General features: G+C 29.9%; 15 protein-coding genes, 1 other RNA gene and 1 riboswitch. Of the genes, 3 read left to right on the top strand and 13 right to left on the bottom strand.

The genetic code is table 11. The features are described from left to right. Nucleotides 1-219: 219 nt before the first annotated feature. The 4 genes from KIB46_RS06555 to leuA all read right to left on the bottom strand — a co-directional run bounded on the left by KIB46_RS06555 (nucleotide 220) and on the right by leuA (nucleotide 5,430). Complete coding sequence (locus KIB46_RS06555; RefSeq protein ID WP_156560588.1) at nucleotides 220-1,593, bottom strand: sodium:alanine symporter family protein; 1,374 nt, start codon at nucleotides 1,591-1,593, stop codon at nucleotides 220-222. 75 nt (nucleotides 1,594-1,668) lie between these two features. Then, nucleotides 1,669-1,758, bottom strand: a riboswitch (glycine riboswitch). 410 nt (nucleotides 1,759-2,168) lie between these two features. After that, entirely contained in the window at nucleotides 2,169-3,032 is an 864-nt protein-coding gene (locus tag KIB46_RS06550; protein ID WP_291671228.1) for a S41 family peptidase, read from the bottom strand. 8 nt (nucleotides 3,033-3,040) lie between these two features. Continuing rightward, nucleotides 3,041-3,676 (bottom strand): hypothetical protein, encoded by a 636-nt coding sequence (locus tag KIB46_RS06545; RefSeq protein WP_291671227.1) that lies wholly within the window; start codon nucleotides 3,674-3,676, stop codon nucleotides 3,041-3,043. A 101-nt stretch (nucleotides 3,677-3,777) separates the two neighbouring features. After that, complete coding sequence (leuA, locus tag KIB46_RS06540; RefSeq protein WP_291671226.1) at nucleotides 3,778-5,430, bottom strand: 2-isopropylmalate synthase; 1,653 nt, start codon at nucleotides 5,428-5,430, stop codon at nucleotides 3,778-3,780. Nucleotides 5,431-5,947: 517 nt separating this feature from the next. Between leuA and KIB46_RS06535 the strand changes: the two genes are divergently transcribed. Next, nucleotides 5,948-6,736: an HAD family hydrolase gene (locus tag KIB46_RS06535; protein ID WP_291671225.1), complete on the top strand. Its 789-nt coding sequence runs from the start codon at nucleotides 5,948-5,950 to the stop codon at nucleotides 6,734-6,736. Between the two features lie 25 nt (nucleotides 6,737-6,761). On the opposite strand, the gene KIB46_RS06530 is transcribed toward KIB46_RS06535, so the two are convergent. After that, complete coding sequence (locus KIB46_RS06530; RefSeq protein WP_291671224.1) at nucleotides 6,762-7,718, bottom strand: D-2-hydroxyacid dehydrogenase; 957 nt, start codon at nucleotides 7,716-7,718, stop codon at nucleotides 6,762-6,764. A 108-nt stretch (nucleotides 7,719-7,826) separates the two neighbouring features. On the opposite strand from KIB46_RS06530, the gene KIB46_RS06525 reads away from it, so the two are divergent. Next, entirely contained in the window at nucleotides 7,827-8,684 is an 858-nt protein-coding gene (locus tag KIB46_RS06525) for a 50S ribosomal protein L11 methyltransferase (RefSeq protein WP_291671223.1), read from the top strand. Nucleotides 8,685-8,829: 145 nt separating this feature from the next. On the opposite strand, the gene KIB46_RS06520 is transcribed toward KIB46_RS06525, so the two are convergent. From KIB46_RS06520 to KIB46_RS06485, 8 genes are all read right to left on the bottom strand, one after another. Then, entirely contained in the window at nucleotides 8,830-9,186 is a 357-nt protein-coding gene (locus tag KIB46_RS06520; RefSeq protein ID WP_156563250.1) for a hypothetical protein, read from the bottom strand. Between the two features lie 164 nt (nucleotides 9,187-9,350). Next, nucleotides 9,351-9,563 carry a hypothetical protein gene (locus tag KIB46_RS06515; protein WP_156563251.1) on the bottom strand — a complete coding sequence of 71 codons (213 nt, stop codon included), beginning with the start codon at nucleotides 9,561-9,563 and terminating at the stop codon, nucleotides 9,351-9,353. A 305-nt stretch (nucleotides 9,564-9,868) separates the two neighbouring features. Then, an RNA gene (gene rnpB / locus KIB46_RS06510) (RNase P RNA component class A) lies at nucleotides 9,869-10,213 on the bottom strand. Between the two features lie 357 nt (nucleotides 10,214-10,570). Beyond that, nucleotides 10,571-11,365 (bottom strand): Nif3-like dinuclear metal center hexameric protein, encoded by a 795-nt coding sequence (locus KIB46_RS06505; protein ID WP_156563252.1) that lies wholly within the window; start codon nucleotides 11,363-11,365, stop codon nucleotides 10,571-10,573. Further along, nucleotides 11,366-12,061 carry a class I SAM-dependent methyltransferase gene (locus tag KIB46_RS06500; protein ID WP_156563253.1) on the bottom strand — a complete coding sequence of 232 codons (696 nt, stop codon included), beginning with the start codon at nucleotides 12,059-12,061 and terminating at the stop codon, nucleotides 11,366-11,368. Nucleotides 12,062-12,149: 88 nt separating this feature from the next. Continuing rightward, a complete protein-coding gene (rpoD, locus tag KIB46_RS06495) occupies nucleotides 12,150-13,283 on the bottom strand; it encodes an RNA polymerase sigma factor RpoD (protein WP_049177211.1) in 1,134 nt (377 codons plus the stop codon). Next, on the bottom strand, nucleotides 13,267-15,063 hold the full coding sequence (gene dnaG / locus KIB46_RS06490; protein WP_291671222.1) for a DNA primase: 1,797 nt from the start codon (nucleotides 15,061-15,063) through the stop codon (nucleotides 13,267-13,269). Before dnaG ends, rpoD begins: the two co-directional genes overlap by 17 nt. Nucleotides 15,064-15,209: 146 nt before the next feature. Next, entirely contained in the window at nucleotides 15,210-16,244 is a 1,035-nt protein-coding gene (locus KIB46_RS06485) for a deoxyguanosinetriphosphate triphosphohydrolase (protein ID WP_156563255.1), read from the bottom strand. Between the two features lie 185 nt (nucleotides 16,245-16,429). Here KIB46_RS06485 and KIB46_RS06480 point away from each other — a divergent pair, with 185 nt between their 5' ends. Continuing rightward, nucleotides 16,430-17,503 carry a CotS family spore coat protein gene (locus KIB46_RS06480; protein WP_291671221.1) on the top strand — a complete coding sequence of 358 codons (1,074 nt, stop codon included), beginning with the start codon at nucleotides 16,430-16,432 and terminating at the stop codon, nucleotides 17,501-17,503. The last annotated feature ends 133 nt before the right edge of the window (nucleotides 17,504-17,636 follow it).

Genomic DNA, 17,636 nt, shown 5'->3' with positions numbered 1-17,636 from the left:
CCTATTTAAATATGTACTATTATTATACTAACATAGGTTTCTTATTTATTTCTTTATTATTTATTAATTTTACTATAATACAAAAAAGTGGGGGATATTTATTTTGCTTGCTCCAAGTCACATCAAAACAAATATCCACTCCACTCCTACTAAAGGTAAGGAAATTATAAAATTATTATCCTTGATTTTATATTTTATAACCGTTGATTTATACTTTTGTTATGCTGGCAATGCCACTTCTTCTTTTAACTGTTGAAAATAATCTTCTGTTTCTTTTATAACCACTTTTCTTAGTCCAATTAATCCTATTAAATTAGGAAAAGCCATCATTCCATTAACTATATCTGCTATTATAAATATTAAATCTAATGATAAGAATGGTCCTACTGCTACAAGTGCTATGAATATTATTCTATATGGCAATATAGATTTAACACCTAATAAGTATTCTGCACATCTTTCACCATAATAATTCCATCCTAAAATTGTTGTAAAGGCAAAGAATATTAATCCTATATTTACGATATACTTGCCTATCACAGCAAAAGGTAATCCTGCTTCAAAAGCCGCTGTTGTTAAAGCTGCTCCCTCTAAAGGACTTGAATATGCTCCAGTTAAAACTATTGCAAGACCAGTCATAGTACATATAACTATAGTATCAAAAAAAGTACCTGTCATTGATATTAACCCTTGTCTAACTGGTGACTTAGTTTTAGCTGCTGCCGCTGCAATAGGTGCACTTCCAAGACCTGCTTCATTTGAAAATACTCCTCTACCTACCCCTCTTTGTAATGCTATTTGAACTGTTATACCTGCTGCTCCCCCCAGTGCTGCTTGAGGATTAAACGCACTTCTTATAATAATTGATAATGCTCCTGGTATAGCACTATAATTACAAATTAATACTAACACTGCTCCTAATATATATATTCCAGCCATAAAAGGAACAACCTTTTCTGATACCCTAGATATTCTTTTTATTCCACCTAAAGTAACCAACGCTACTAATACTGTAACTATTATAGCTGTAAGTATTAAAGGAACTTTAAATGTTATTGATGCTGCGTCAGAAATTGATTTTACTTGTCCAAATGTTCCAATACCAAAAAAAGCAACTCCAATTCCTAAAACTGCAAATATCTTTGCTAACCATTTTAGCCCTAGTCCATTTTGTATATAATACATTGGACCTCCTGCCATATTACCATTTTCATCTACTTCTCTATATTTAATAGCCAATACTCCTTCAGCATACTTAGTTGCCATACCAAAGAAAGCTGCTATCCACATCCAAAATAAAGCTCCTGGACCTCCTGCTTTTACAGCTGTAGCTACACCTACAATATTACCTGTACCTATTGTAGCTGATAGGGCTGTACATAAAGCACCAAAGCTTGATACATCCCCTTCTGCCCCTTCGTCATTTTCTTCTTCATCTTTTCCAAATACGTATTTTAGAGCTAGTGGTAATTTAAATATTTGAAGTAGCTTTAACCTTAAAGTTAAATACACCCCTGTACCTACTAATAAAATTAATAATGGTGGCCCCCATATGAAGTCACTAATGTTTTGTAATAAATCTTTTAATTGCATAAAAAAATCCTCCCTAAATTATAATTTACTGGAGGAGATTATGATAAATTGCATCACAAAAAAATATGATACAATCTCATATCCCCTGTCCTTTTACCTGAGAGTTTCAGCCATTTTAGCCTTGCTCCTTCGGTGCTCTTCTAGAGTCTCTCCAGAGGCTCGTCCAATAGCGGTCCTATAACCTGAAAGATTTTCCCTCTTCGGTGGACAAAATAAATTTGTCACTCTCCCACTATCTTCATCCGAACTTTAATATTTTATTTTATGAAATTATTATATACTAATTTGCCATATGTTGCAAGTATATAAAATACATTTGTCCTTTCATCATAGACTAAACCAAATAATCCAAGAGAATTTCTTATATTTTCTATAAATCTTCTATCTATAAAATAAGAGACTTACGTTAGCAAGCCTCTTATTTTTATCCCTTCCAATAATTTCACATATAAAACTTACGAGAAATTTATACTACAACTCTCTTGACAAACACCAGAAGTCCATATTAGAGAAGTTAAAAATATTTCTGAAAAAAATAATAAAATATATAGATTTTGTTAGTTTTATTTATAATATTAATTTAAGTTGTAGTAATCTATAAGTTTTAAAACTAGTTCTAAAGCATCACTTCCATTTGTCCATATATCTGGTTTAAATCCTATTCCTTCTTTGAAGTAATTATCATCAAATAAAAAAAGCCATTGCCCAAATTGAAAACTTATTTCAGAGTTAGGTAGTTTGAAATTTATTCCATACTTACTTCCCTGTAAAGTTCCACTAGTATTAGATCCAATTAATATTACATTCTCATAATTTTTTAAGTACTCAATAAACATCTCACCAGCTGAACCTTGGTTTTTATCTGTTAAAACAAATATTATAGAATCATTTTCGTAAAGTTCAGCATCGTCTATATCATTACTAAAAAAGTAATCTTTTTTAACTTCTAAATTGTATAAATGAGAAATACTAGTTTCTTCAATACTAGGTAGTTTTCCGTCTATTAGAAATCTATTTAAACCTATTTTTTTAGAATTACCTACGGGCCTAAACGCAAATCTATTTTCTAACCATTGTACTGCTAAGCTACCATCTCCACCAATATTTCCTCTTAAATCTAATATATTAATTTTGTATTTTTGGCATTGGAATGCACTTTGTAAAAATTTATTTTTTGTTTGTTCATTTAGTGTTAAGCTTCTAAGTGATAATATTGGAATATTATCATTAATATTAAACGAAAAAGTTGCATTTGAATTTAATAAATTATTAGCCTTAGTTAATTGTTTTCTTTCTGATATAGTTTTGTTTGCAAGCTTGTATTCAACATTAATTTCAACAGAGTTACTATTAGTTATATTGGATTCGTTGTTATCAAAATTAATTAATTTACCAATTTTATATACTAATTCACCACTATTATTTATAGACAATTTCATATAGCTATCTACTCGCTATTATCATTTATTTTTAATATATATTTTTTACCTGACTTAGAGTTAGTGAAAAATCCAATATCATCTTTATAATAATATTCTTCATCTAAGGTAAAGAAGTAAAAGTTTTTACACAATATTTTATGAGTGTTCTTATCATAATTAATAATAAAATGATTATCATTAATAAAATTCAAATTTTTTATTAGAACATCATAAAGCTCCTTTTTGGTAATTGTGTTTTTAGTCATAATGTAATTAATAATATTATTTTTAGCTTTTAAAAAAACATTATCTCCTCCGAAATATGTATATAAGCCATAATTTTTTCTTAAAAGTTCAAAAAAGAAGTTTATATCTTCAATTGCTTGAGATTTTGATAATAAGGAGCTATTAGATGGATTTTTTGAAGATAAATTATCTATATATTCATTACTAAAATAATCATTATTATCTATACTATTTACGTAGTTTTCTATATTAACAACTGGGGTTTTAAAGAGTTTATTGTTTTTGTTTATGTTGTTAACAACATTGTCAAAATTAATTTTGTTATAATCTGTTTTATTATTTAGTAGCAAAATACTAATAATAAGTATAATAAAAATAGTACTTATTATTACCTTATAATTTTTACGTTTCAACAATTAATCCCCTCCCATAAGAAAAATTATTATAAATTTATAATGGTATACGAATTCTTTATTACAAGAAATAAACGCTACTTAACATAGTAGCGTTTCACTTATTACTTATAAAGCCTATTTATAGCACTGAATACAGCTTTCATTGAAGCAGTCGTAATATTAGAATCCACACCAACACCAAAGGTTTCTTCTCCATTATCAACCCTTTTCATATTTACATAAGCAGCAGCTTTAGCTTCTGATCCTTCTCCCATTGAATGCTCTGCATAATCTAAAATACTTGTATTTATTAATTCAGATTTAATTAATGCTTTTTTCAATGAATCTATTGGTCCATTTCCAACAGAAGTAAACTCTTTTTCTACTCCCTTATATAAGAATCTAACAGTTACATTTGACTTAGAATCTTCTTCTGACACAGAACATTTAATTAATTTGAAAGGCTCCTCTCTATTTAAGTATTCCTCTTCAAATTTTTGCATTATTACTTGTGGAGCCACTTCTCCTCTTTCTTCTGATATTTTTTGAATTACATCAGCAAATTCCTTATGCATCTTCTTTGGCATCTTATAACCAAAGTATCTATCCATAACAAATGCTATTCCACCCTTACCAGATTGACTATTAATCCTTACAAGAGCCTCATACTCTCTTCCTAAATCACTTGGGTCAATTGGAAGATAAGGTACTTCCCAATATTGCCCCTCTCTTTCCCTATACTTTGCCATCCCCTTATTTATAGCATCTTGATGAGATCCTGAGAAAGCCGTGAAAACTAGTTCTCCTGCATATGGATGCCTTATATGAACTGGTATTTTGCAACATCTTTCATATACATCTATAACTTCTTGAATATTATTTAATTCTAGGTTAGGATCTACCCCTTGAGAATACATGTTAAGAGCAATATTAACTATATCAACGTTACCTGTTCTTTCTCCATTACCAAATAAAGTACCTTCAACCCTATCAGCCCCTGCTAGCAAAGCTAATTCAGCAGCAGCTACACCAGTTCCCCTATCATTATGAGGATGTACACTTACTATTACACGTTCCCTATCCTTAAAATGAGTACACATCCATTCTATTTGATCTGCAAAGACATTTGGAGTATCCATCTCAACTGTAGATGGTAAATTAATTATAACTTTTTTATCTTTTGATGCTTCCCATACATCACAAACAGCTTCACAGACATCTAATGCATATTCTACCTCTGTTCCTGTAAAACTCTCTGGAGAATATTCTAAAATCACTTCCCCATTAAACTCTTTAACATATTCTTTTACTAACTTTGTTCCTTCTACAGCTATATTTTTTATCTCCTCTTTACTCATGTTAAATACGACATCTCTTTGAAGTATAGATGTTGAATTATAAATATGAACAACAGCCTTTTTTACCCCTTCTAATGATTCAAAAGTTCTTTTAATTAAGTGAGGTCTTGCTTGTGTTAATACTTGTACAACAACATCATCTGGAATCAAATTATTATTAACAAGTGTTCTTAAAAAATCAAATTCTATTTGTGATGCAGACGGAAAACCTATTTCAATTTCCTTAAACCCCAATTTAGTTAATAAGCTAAACATTTCAACCTTTTCATCTACTGTCATAGGACTTATCAAAGCCTGATTACCATCTCTTAAATCTACAGAACACCATATAGGTGCCTTTGTAACCTCTTTATTTGGCCAAGTTCTTTCCTTAAAATTAATAGTTTTAAATCTCTTATATTTCTTTACATTTAACATGTTTTAAGCCCCCTTTATTAATACTTATTGCTTTTATAAAACCTATATAAAATCACAGCGATTCAATTACCCCTTTAAGCTTTAAAATCACAATAATTATTTTCTCTACTGAACTAACCCCATCCAATTTCACCTCTCATATAATATTAAAACCGCGTAAATTACTCCTTATTGGAGCGATTTACGCGGTACCATCCAAAATTATACTTACTTAAAATAACGGCAAATATACCGATAAGATTTAAATAAAACCTTACAACTCATGAGCAAGTTCAAAAGTTATTCCTACAAGTTTTCCACCAAAACACTCGCTCTCTAAAAGGAACCTTTTCTTTCTACTACTCTCAATCAACATTTTTCTAATTATTAACTTATTTGTAATATTACTACATTATTGATTATATGTCAATATTTCCATTTATTTCTTATTGATGTATTTATTTTTCTAACTCTTTTACTATGGTATAATAGCTTATGAAGTACTAATGAAAATTATTCTAGGAAAAGGGTGGACTATATGATAAAGTTAATTGCAACAGATATGGATGGAACATTATTAGATGAACATGGGAAGCTACCATCTAACTTTTTTGAAGTATTAGAAAAACTAAATGATAAAGACGTTAAATTTGTAGTAGCTAGTGGAAGACCTTACCCTACATTATATGAAAACTTCAAACCTTATTCGGATCACATTTATTATATTTGTGACAATGGTGCTTATGTATTCGAAGATGAAGGTAAGTCTTGCATAGATATCATAAAGAAAGACTCTGTAACAGCCATTATAAAAGCTTGTGAAGATATAGAAAACATAGAGTTAATTTTGTGTGGTACAAAAGGTGCCTATCATAAACCATGTAGCGATGATTTCTTAAAAGAAATTGATAAATACTATATAAAGAAGCATATAGTAGAAGACTTATATTCTATTGATGATGATATTTTTAAAATTACACTTTGTGACCTTTCAGGAGCTTCCAATAATTCAAATAAAGTTTTAAACCCTCTATTTGGAGATGAATTTATGGTTGTAGTTGCTGGTGAAATATGGCTTGATATTATGAATAAGAATGTTAATAAAGGAGCCGCCTTAGAAAAAATTCAAAAGGATGAAAATATTTCTTATGAAGAAACTATGGTTTTTGGCGACTTCTACAATGATATAGAAATGCTTGGTAAAGCTAAATTTAGTTTTGTTATGGAAAATGCAAATGAAGATATGAAACAATACGGTAACTATATAGCAAAAAGTAATAGAGATTATGGAGTAATTAAAGCAATTGAAGAATATGTATTAAAATAAGCCTAGTAACCCTAGGCTTATCTTTTTAAACTATTCTATTTCTAGCTTCTCCTCTATAAAAAGCATGTATATTTTCTATTAAATCCTTAAACAATCTTTCTCTAGCTTCAACACTAGCCCATGCAATATGTGGAGTTAATACTAATCTATCCTTATTTTTAACCTTTAAAAATGGGTTATCTGCTGGCATAGGCTCTACCATAAACACATCTAAAGCTGCACCAGCTATAAGTTCTTCATCAATAGCTTTAGCTAAATCTTCATCAACTACTATAGGTCCTCTTCCCATATTAATTAGTACAGCATCCTTTTTCATTTTGCTTATATTCTCGTAATTAAATAAGCCTTGAGTATTTTCATTTAACGGAGCATGAATTGATATAATATCACATTCTCTTAATAACTCATCTAGTTCTACTCTTCTATAATCTGAACTGTTGTTTTTTCCTGATGTTGAATAGTATACCACTTCACAACCAAAAGCATCTGCAATATGAGCCACCTTTCTTCCTATAGTTCCTAACCCTACTATTCCCCATCTTTTACCTTCTATATCATTGTAAGGCTTATCTAAATTAGTGAATAACCCTGATGATGAGTACGCTCCACTCTTAACAAAATTATCATAATAAGAAATTTTGTCATATAAATGCAATAATGTTGCAAATGTATGCTGAGCTACAGTTGGTGTAGAATATCCTGCAACATTAGTTACTGCAATATTTCTCTCCTTAGCATATTCTATATCAATATTATTAAATCCAGTAGCCATTTCACAAATTAATTCTAATTTACTTGCGTCCTTTAAATTATCTCTATTTAATACAACTTTATTAGTTAGAACTATTGCTGCATCCTTTATTCTGTCAGCTACTTCATTAGCATTTGTTTTATCAAAGTATACTAATTCACCAAATTCTTTTAACTTATCAAAATCAACATTTCCTAAAGTGATTCCATCTAAAACAACTATTTTTTTCATTACTATCCCTCCTTAAATCCTAATCATAATTTTATCACATTCCCCATACTTTACATAATCGTTTTCTTGTAATAATATGATATTAGCTTAAAAGAGAGGAGATTTTCTATGTTTATTATTTGTTATAATATGCCTTTAAATAAAGTAGATGAAAAAATAGAAGTACTACAAATAAACGAAATCTATAACGCATTTTATGAAAGTCCATTAGAAATAACTACTGATGAAAATGGGTATGGATATATAGAAAAAGAAAATGAATTAACCACATTAAAAGTTGCCTTTGATGGGGCAAAAGAAGACTTAGAAAGTTTTAAAAACAATGTTTCTAATTTAATTAATGAAACACCTGTTAATGTATATGAAGAAAACTATGACTATGATGATTTTTCTTTACCTGCTATAGATATAGATGAGAACTGGGTACTTGCTTCTCCTGATGAAGAAATAGAAGGTAAAAACAAAATAAATTTTATTTCTCAAGGAGCTTTTGGTACTGGTCTACATGAAACTACTCAAGATCTTCTTAGAGTGATTCTTTCAAAGGACTTTTCTAATAAAAGAGTATTAGATATAGGAACTGGATCAGGTATACTATCCATTGCAACAGCAATTAAAGGAGCTAGTGAAGTAGTTGCTTTAGATATTAGGGATGTACAAGATGAAGTAGAACTAAACGCTTCTTTAAATAACCTAAATAACATAAAGGTCTTTGTTGGAGATGCTCTTTGTAATGAAGTTAACATTGAGGGTCAATTTGATTGGATATATATAAATATTGGTGGAGAAGAAACTCATATGTTTATGGACTTTATTAAGTCTCATTTAAAGGACAATGGAACCCTTCTTGTTTCTGGCTTAGTTGAATGGAGCTTTGATAACATAAAGTCTATGGTAGAGTCTAATGGATTTAATATGATAGAAAAGCATCAAAGCAACGAATGGGTAACAGCTATTTTTAACTAAAAAAGGTGTAGCGGATATTTATTTTGCTTGTTCCGTCGCAAGCTCCAAGTCACAGAAAAATAAATATCTATTCCCTTCTTACTTAAGGTAAGGAAAGAATAAAAAACTAATGGTGAAGGATAAATTTTATTCTTCACCATTTTCACTATTTATTATCAACTTGTCTATTTTTCTTTTTCTTTTTATTATTAACTTTTTTTCCGCTTCTTTCTTCAAGCCTTCTTCTTCTTTCTTCTAATTCCCTTTGCTTCTCCGCTTCAATTCTTGCATCTTTTTTATCAATTTGCTTTACAATTGCAAAACACATAAAATAAAGAGCTACAAATAATATTGCTGAACTAATACCAGATATTATTATTGCATCTTTTACTGGAGTACCTATTAAATTCTTATAAGTAACTGAAGTAGCAAAAATTAAGAATGCTACAATCCCACTGTATTTTACTGCATTAAGTTTACTTAACCTAATATCTGTAACAAATTTTCTAACTAATTTAACCATTCCCCCACCTCATTAATTAAAAGTATAATTATTTAATAATTATATCATATTATGTATACAATTTCATTAATATAGGATAAAAAAGACAATAGAGGTTAACCATCAGATTAAACTCTTCTACAGCTATAAAAATAAAGACTAGAATACTAACTATATCCTAGCCTTTAACATAATAGATTATTTTCTTTACTTAACACTTCAGCTCTTAGTCTAAGTAGCTCCCTTAACTCTTCTATATCTTCTAGAGTAGCTTTATTCCTTATAAAACACCTTGCACTAGTTCTATTTTTTAAATAATTTGCATGTTCCCTATTTTTTTCTCTCCATCTTTTATCTGCCTTCCTTTGTGCTTCACTTGTTTTTCTATTGTTTCTCATTTAACTCCTCCTAAATTTAGTATATATAAACAAAAGACATTTTTTGTTACTTTTTTACTTTTTTATGAAATAATTATTATATACCTTTAAAACTTGGTCAACTCTCTTTGTAGATTTTTTACAGTTTTTTAACAACTTAGATAACCTAACAGTATCTATAAAAAATCTATGCAAAACTCTATAAATATAAATGAATAGAGATGCAACCAATAAGATTACATCTCTATTACAAAGCTTATAAATATAATAAGGGAAACTGCAAGGGAAAAATTTATCCTATTCCCTTCAAACCCTTGAAATCTCTTTTTGCGAGATAAGCCATAAGCGGGGTTCTGTCTTAAGCAATCATCTATCTAGGCTTACTGTTGCCAGTAAGCTCAAGCGACACACCCAGAGGCGGGACGGGCAACCCCTTAAATGCCTCTCTATTCGGTCTTGCTCCAGGTGGGGTTTACATAGCCGTGATGTCTCCACCACGCTGGTGAGCTCTTACCTCGCCTTTCCACCCTTACCTATAAAAATAGGCGGTATCTCTCTGTTGCACTTTCCTTCAAGTCACCTTGACTGGACGTTATCCAGCACCCTGCCCTACGGAGCCCCGACTTTCCTCTCCTAGTTCAAAGACTAGCAGCGATTGCATGTCTCACTCGCAAGGATTATAATATCATACTCCTTATACTTTTACAAGATGAACTTTTTTACAATTAGGGAACAAATATAAATAATAACACTAAAAGAATTATTACAATTAGACCATATAATCCAACTCCACAAAGAAGTAATGTAGCCAAAAGTCCACATAATATAATAAACTTAAAAGGACTACAAAAATAAAATATTGGCCAGCCTCTCCACCCTCTAGAACTTCTATTCATTCCACTTTGAAAATTTTCCCTAATATTTTTAAAAGCCTTTTTAAAATCTTTTTGTGTACTAATAATAGTTCCTCCTCAAAATTGGTGAGTTCTACTATTTATATATGTTTATAACTAAAAAAAATACTTGTTTTATATATATTCATATGGGTCTTTACTGCACTTAGAGTGAATGAATTCAATAGTACTAAATTTCTCTTCTATCTTTTTCATTACCTTTAAAAATACTATCCATTCTGTAGGGAAATGTCCTGGATCTATAATTGAAACTCCCATTTCTTTGTAATCAGAAGCAAAATGATATGAAGTATCACCAGTTATTATACAATCTGCTCCCATTCCTATAGCCTTTCCAAAGAAGTCTTGACCACTTCCATTTATTATAGCTATATTTTTCACTTTTTCTTTTCCTACTACAACTCTTAAACTGCTTATTCCAAGCTTCTCTTTAACTATATTTATAAGATTGTTTAATTCTATTTCATTCTCTAAATAAACAACCCTACCTAATCCACATTCATCAAATCCTCTAACCTTGGAGGACTCAATAAGTTTCCCATGAGAAAAACCTAACACCTTAACAATTTCCTCATTTATCCCATCCTTAGTTGAATCTAAATTAGTATGACTTGAATATAATGATATATCATTCTTTATAAGTTCTATTATCTTCCACCCTTGAAGATCATCATTTACAATTCTACTTGGTCTTCTAAATATTAATGGATGATGAGTTATAATAAGGTCTACCCCTTCCCTTTTTCCCTCTTCAATAACATCTTTAGTACAATCTAAAGCTAATAGAACTTTTTTCACTTCCTTATCTTTAGATCCCACCATAAGTCCCACATTATCAAAGTCTTCTTTTAAAAATATTGGTGCTAACTTCTCCATTTCTTTTGCTATCTCTTTTACTGTTACGGTCATTTATCTCACCTCTTCAATAAATCTTTTTATTTCCTTCAATTTATCTTGGACTTCTTTTTTTCTTCTTATTGCACTTTCACTATCCTCTTTTATAAAGCTTAATATTCTATTATATTTTTCTTCTTTTTCTTGTAAATACCCTATCATTAAAGGATGCTTATCTTTTAATAGCGTAGGTGAAAATTCATAATATATAGGATCTAACTTCATATTTTCCTTACTATTTTTCCTTACTTTAAATAGTTCATAGTAAATTCCCTCATCAAAACATAGATCCTCTCCTAAAATCTCATATCCGTTGTTATACAAGTATTCTCTAAGAACTTCTGGATTTTGAGCTGGCTGTAATATTAAAAATTTATAAAAAGGCAACTTCCTTTTATCATTCTCTAGTATATCTCTAATTAAATTTCCTCCCATACCTGCAATTACAACACCTTCTACCTCTTTTATATCAACTGTTTGTAAACCTCCCCCTAGCCTAACATCTATTTTCTTCGATAACCCCTCTAGAGCTACATTTAATTGTGCTTTTTTAACAGGATCCTTATTTATATCAGATGCTATAGCCTTATTACAAAGCCCTTTTTTCACTGCATATATTGGGATATATCCATGATCTGTACCAACATCTATAATACTTTCACATTTATCTATATGATTTGCTATAAACTCTAATCTTTTACTAATGTCCATGTTAAACCTCTTTCTAATAAAATATAAGTGTATTTTACCCTAAGTATTAAAAAACATCTGTTTTTCAACAGATGTTTTTTAGTATATATTAATCTAAATAATCCTTAAGCTTTTTACTTCTTGATGGATGTCTAAGTTTTCTTAAAGCCTTAGCTTCTATCTGTCTTATTCTTTCTCTTGTTACATTAAACTCTTTACCCACTTCTTCAAGAGTTCTTGCTCTACCATCATCAAGACCAAATCTTAATCTTAATACTTTTTCTTCCCTTGGAGTTAAAGTATCTAGAACATTTATTAATTGTTCTTTTAGCATAGTAAATGCTGCAGCTTCTGCTGGTGCTGGAGCTTCATCATCAGGAATAAAATCACCTAAATGGCTATCTTCTTCTTCACCGATTGGAGTTTCTAAAGAAACTGGCTCTTGTGCTATTTTTTGAATTTCTCTTACCTTTTCAACTGGTAAATCCATAACCTTTGAAATTTCTTCTGGGAATGGATCTCTTCCTAACTCTTGAAGTAATTGTCTTTGTACTCTTATAAGCTTATTTATAGTTTCAACCATATGAACTGGTATTCTGATAGTTCTTGCTTGGTCTGCTATAGCTCTTGTAATGGCCTGCCTTATCCACCATGTAGCATATGTAGAGAATTTGAACCCTTTTCTATAATCAAACTTTTCAACAGCTTTAATAAGTCCTAAGTTACCTTCTTGAATAAGATCTAGGAATAGCATACCTCTACCAACATATCTCTTAGCTATACTTACAACAAGTCTTAAGTTAGCTTCAGCTAGCTTCTTCTTAGCATATTGGTCCCCTTGTTCAATTCTTAAAGCAAGTTCTATTTCTTCTTCTGAAGATAATAGTGGCACCTTACCTATTTCTTTTAAGTACATTCTAACAGGGTCATCAATAGCAATACCTTCTGGTATTGAAAGATCTACTTCTTCTTCAACCTCTTCAGCACCATTAATGTCACCTATTACTTCTATTCCCATAGATTCAAGTACCTCATAAATCTTTTCTATTTGTTCTGGTCCTAAATCTATGTTCTCTATGTCATCCATAATTTCTTTATAAGTTAATGAACCATTCTTCTTACCTTTTTCTATTAAATTTTTAACAATGGCCATCTTGTTATTTCTATCTTTTTTATCATTACCAGTCTTTTTGCTTTTTGCTTTAGTTTCTTCTGCCATTTCTTTCTTACCTCCTTTCGCCATGACCAATAACCCCTTTCTCCCTCTTAAGCTCATCATTTAATTTGTTAAGCTCTATTGCGAGTTTTATTGATTCTTCAATCTTTCCCTTTTGTTCCAAGTCTTTTTGCTCCTTTTTTAAACATTCAATTTTTGAAGTTAATTTAAATGTTTTTATCCTATTTATATAATCCCTAATTAGCTTTCTCTCATCACTAGCTTCTAATACCCTAAGTTCCTTAATTTTCACAAACTCTTTAGATGATTCAACATCATCACAACCACTTTCTATATATGCTAATAAATTTTCAGCACCTTCTTCTTTCCCTTTAGAAATTAAAGAGAAGATTTTTTTATGAGCCCCTAGGTTAAAATCATCACTAGAAATTTGTTTTACAATTTCTTCATAATAACCGTCCTTAAACATAAGTTTTATAAGACTTCTTTCAGCTTTTAAATAAGCAGGCTCTACATATAATTTTGTTCCAATTTCTTCCTTTTTATTCATAAAAGGCTCTTCTTTTCTGTTTTGTGCCATAGATAGCAAATCATAAAGGGATTGTTCCTTCAATCCAGTGTCCTCGGATATCTTTTTTATATAAACATCCTTTTCAACTGGATTCAAATCTGCTAGTATTTCTGTAACTCTCTCCCCATATTTAATTAAAGATTGTTCATTTTTAAAATCAATTCCCTCTTCTGCTCTTTTTAGACGATAGCCTATTAATGGTGTTGCAGAATTAATCAATTTTAAGAAGGCTTCTTTCCCATTTGATCTAATAAATTCATCAGGATCCTTACCTTGTGGTATTGTAAGTACTCTAACATCAAATCCTGCATCTCTTAAAATTTCTAACCCTCTAAGAGTTGCTGTTTGACCTGCAACATCAGCATCATATGAAATAATTACTTTATCTGCATACCTCTTTAATAGCCTTGCCTGATTAGTAGTCAACGCTGTTCCAAGTGATGCAACTACATTTGTAATTCCATACTGATGAAGAGAAATACAATCCATATACCCTTCTACTATGATGAAGTATCTATCCTCCATCTTCTCTTTAATAGCAAAATTTAATCCATATAGATTAGTACCCTTTTGAAAAACTAAAGTTTCTGGTGAGTTTAGGTACTTTGGTTTAGAATCATCTAAAACTCTACCACCAAAGCCAATTACCCTTCCCTTGATATCAAAAACTGGGAACATAACTCTATTTCTAAACCTATCATAGAAGGTACCTTTCTTTTCACTTTTAAGAACTAATCCTGCTTCTTGCAAGATATTTTCTTTTAAGCCCATTCTCCTTAAATGATAAATCAAGCTATTCCAGCTATCTTTAGAATACCCTAATCCAAATTTTCTTATAGTGGATTCTTTTATTCCCCTATTTAAGAAATATTCTTTTGCTTTCTTATCTTGAGATAAGTTTTTAAAAAAGAATCTCCCTGCTTCAACATTTGCTTTGTAAAGCACTTCCTTCTTTTTTGTTATTTTACTAGGTTCTCCATCACCTAAATCTAAAGGTATATTTACCTTTTCAGCCAAATACTTTGCTGCTTCTAAAAAGTTTAGTTTTTTTTGTTTCATGACAAAAGTAAAAACATTTCCTGCCTCTCCACATGAAAAGCATTTATATATTTGCTTATCTTGCGAAACTGAAAAAGATGGAGAATGGTCATTGTGAAATGGGCAAAGCCCCATATAATTACGTCCTGACCGCTTTAACCTAACAGTTTCTGAAACTATATCTACTATGTCATTTTCTTGTTTGATTCTTTCAATTAATTCTTCTGATATACGCAAGGAAGCTTTCCCCCTCCTTACAAAATTTTTTTCAACAATTTATATATTATTCGACACATTGCTTACTATTCCTTCTGATTTTAAAATTATTTTCTAACTTTTTGACTTACTTATCTTTCCTTAAATCTCAAAAAATATACTTCACTTTAATATATTACCAATTTAGGGACAAATATTTTATTAAATTGACTAAGACAGTAATCATCGCTCATCCCAGCAATATAATCTGCTACCCCTCTTTTTTCTCCCTCACATTCTACAATATTTCTATACAACTCTGGCATTTCTTCTATATGTTCCATATAATGATTTATTAATTCATTTAATATAAACTTCGCCTTATTTCTTTCTCCTTTAAGTTCATTAGATAAATATATATTCTTAAACATAAATGCCCTAAGTTCTCTCATAGCTTCTTCAATTTCTTTACTTAATCCAACAGAATTAATTCCTTCTTCCAAATTCTTATTTGATGTATTAATAAAATCTAATACCAAGGTTTCAATTCTTTCAGAATGAGTTTTCCCAAGGGCCTTAAGTAATTCTTTGGGAATATCATTTTCTGACAGCAAACCTGCTCTTATAGAGTCATCTATATCGTGATTTATATATGCTATCTTATCACTTACCTGAACAACTCTTCCCTCTAAGGTTAATGCGCCTTTATCATCAGATGCACTTCTTAATCCACTATGATGCAGTATACCATCTATAACCTCTTTAGTAAGATTTAACCCCTTACCTTCATTCTCTAATTTTGTTACTACTCTTACACTTTGCTCATTGTGTCTAAATCCATTTGGCAGAAACTCATTTAAAACTTCTTCTCCATTATGGGCAAATGCTACATGACCTAAATCATGACCTAATGCAATAGCTTCTATTAAAGTTTCATTTAATCTAATTCCAGCCCCTATAGTTCTAGCAATCTGAGCAACCTCTAATGTATGGGTCAATCTTGTTCTATAATGATCTCCGAAGGTTTTTATATAAACTTGAGTCTTATGCTTCAAACGTCTAAATGATTTACAATGAATAATCCTATCACGATCCACCATAAAACATGTTCTAACAACATCTTCACTTTCATCTTTTTCACGGCCCAAGGATTTATCAGAAAAAGTTGCTTTTTCAATAAATGTCAACCTTTCAAAAGTCTCGATTTTTTCCCTTATGTCCATATAAAATCACCTCCTATATATCATTCTATATTTATCTCTTAAATCCTTTATTTATTACCTGTAAATATTATTTCTTATAAGTTTTAATAATATCCAGTATTTTTATATTTTAAAAAATATCATTAGTATATTTATAAAATCCAACTAATATGATAATAATGAGTAATTTTTAAAGGAGAGTCTCAATGAGTGATTTTGCAACCAACTTAGATGAATCTATTTTTTCAAATAATAATATAGCTCAAAATATACTTCCATATTATAATCTTGGATATGCTGATGTAAATATGGTGAAGTTTAAAGATACAGAAAAACAAAGAGCAGTTTATAAGGTAGACGGAAAACATGATAGTTATTGTTTAAAGAAAGTATATTTTGCAGAGGACGAGCTACTTTATGTATATTCTGCTTTAGAATGGTTACATAGGCATAACATTAATGTTCCTAATCTTTTACCTACAGTTAATAGGGGAAGATTTGTAAAATATGATGGTATGCTATTTATCCTAACTCCTTGGATTAATGGTGTGAAATGTGATTTTGATAATTTGAATCACGTCATTTCTTCAGCTGTTAAACTTGCTGAAATACACAAATCATCATTTGATTTTACACCAATAAAAGGAAGTGCTAACAGGGTAGGATTTGATGACATTTATGTATCTACCGCTAAACATTTTGAACAATTATTACAAACATCTAATTTAGCTTTTCAATATAAAGACAAGTTTTCTAGAGAATTCTTAGAAAAGTTTGATAAAAATTTAGAACTTGCAAAACTATCCTTAGAAGTTTCATCTTTAATAGATAAAAAAGACCTAAGTAGATCATTATGCCATGGTGATTATGTTAATAAGAATATAATATTTGAAGAAGATGATTCTATTTGGATTATTGATTTTGATAAATGTAAGTATGATTATTGTGCTCATGATTTATCATACTTTTTAAGAAGACTCTTAAAAAGAGATAATACAAAATGGGATTTAGAGCTAGCAACTTCCATTATAAAGGCTTATAATTCCCACAACCACCTATCTCCATCGGATTTAAAGTATATTGTTTCATATATATGTTTTCCACAAAAGTACTGGAAAATATCTAGAGATTATTATAAAAATATAAAAAAATGCAATAAAAACTCATTCTTCACATTATTACTTAAATCAAGTTCTAAAATTGATCATCATCTTGAATTCACCATGTCTATTATAAATAAAATGCAAGAAGCAGATTGGAATGCAGATAAATTAATATAATTCCCTAAAAATATAAGAGGATGATTTAATCATCCTCTCAGATTGTAGACAAAAAGCATTTTCTCAAGTTTGAGAAAATGCTTTTTGTAATTAAATTTAAAATTAAAGAGTAAATTTTTATAATACAGTTATT

This window comes from Clostridium sp. (assembly GCF_018372875.1).
Lineage (GTDB): Bacteria > Bacillota > Clostridia > Clostridiales > Clostridiaceae > Clostridium.
Note: the sequence above shows the minus strand (reverse complement) of the source record. Positions and strands in the feature narration are given on the sequence as shown.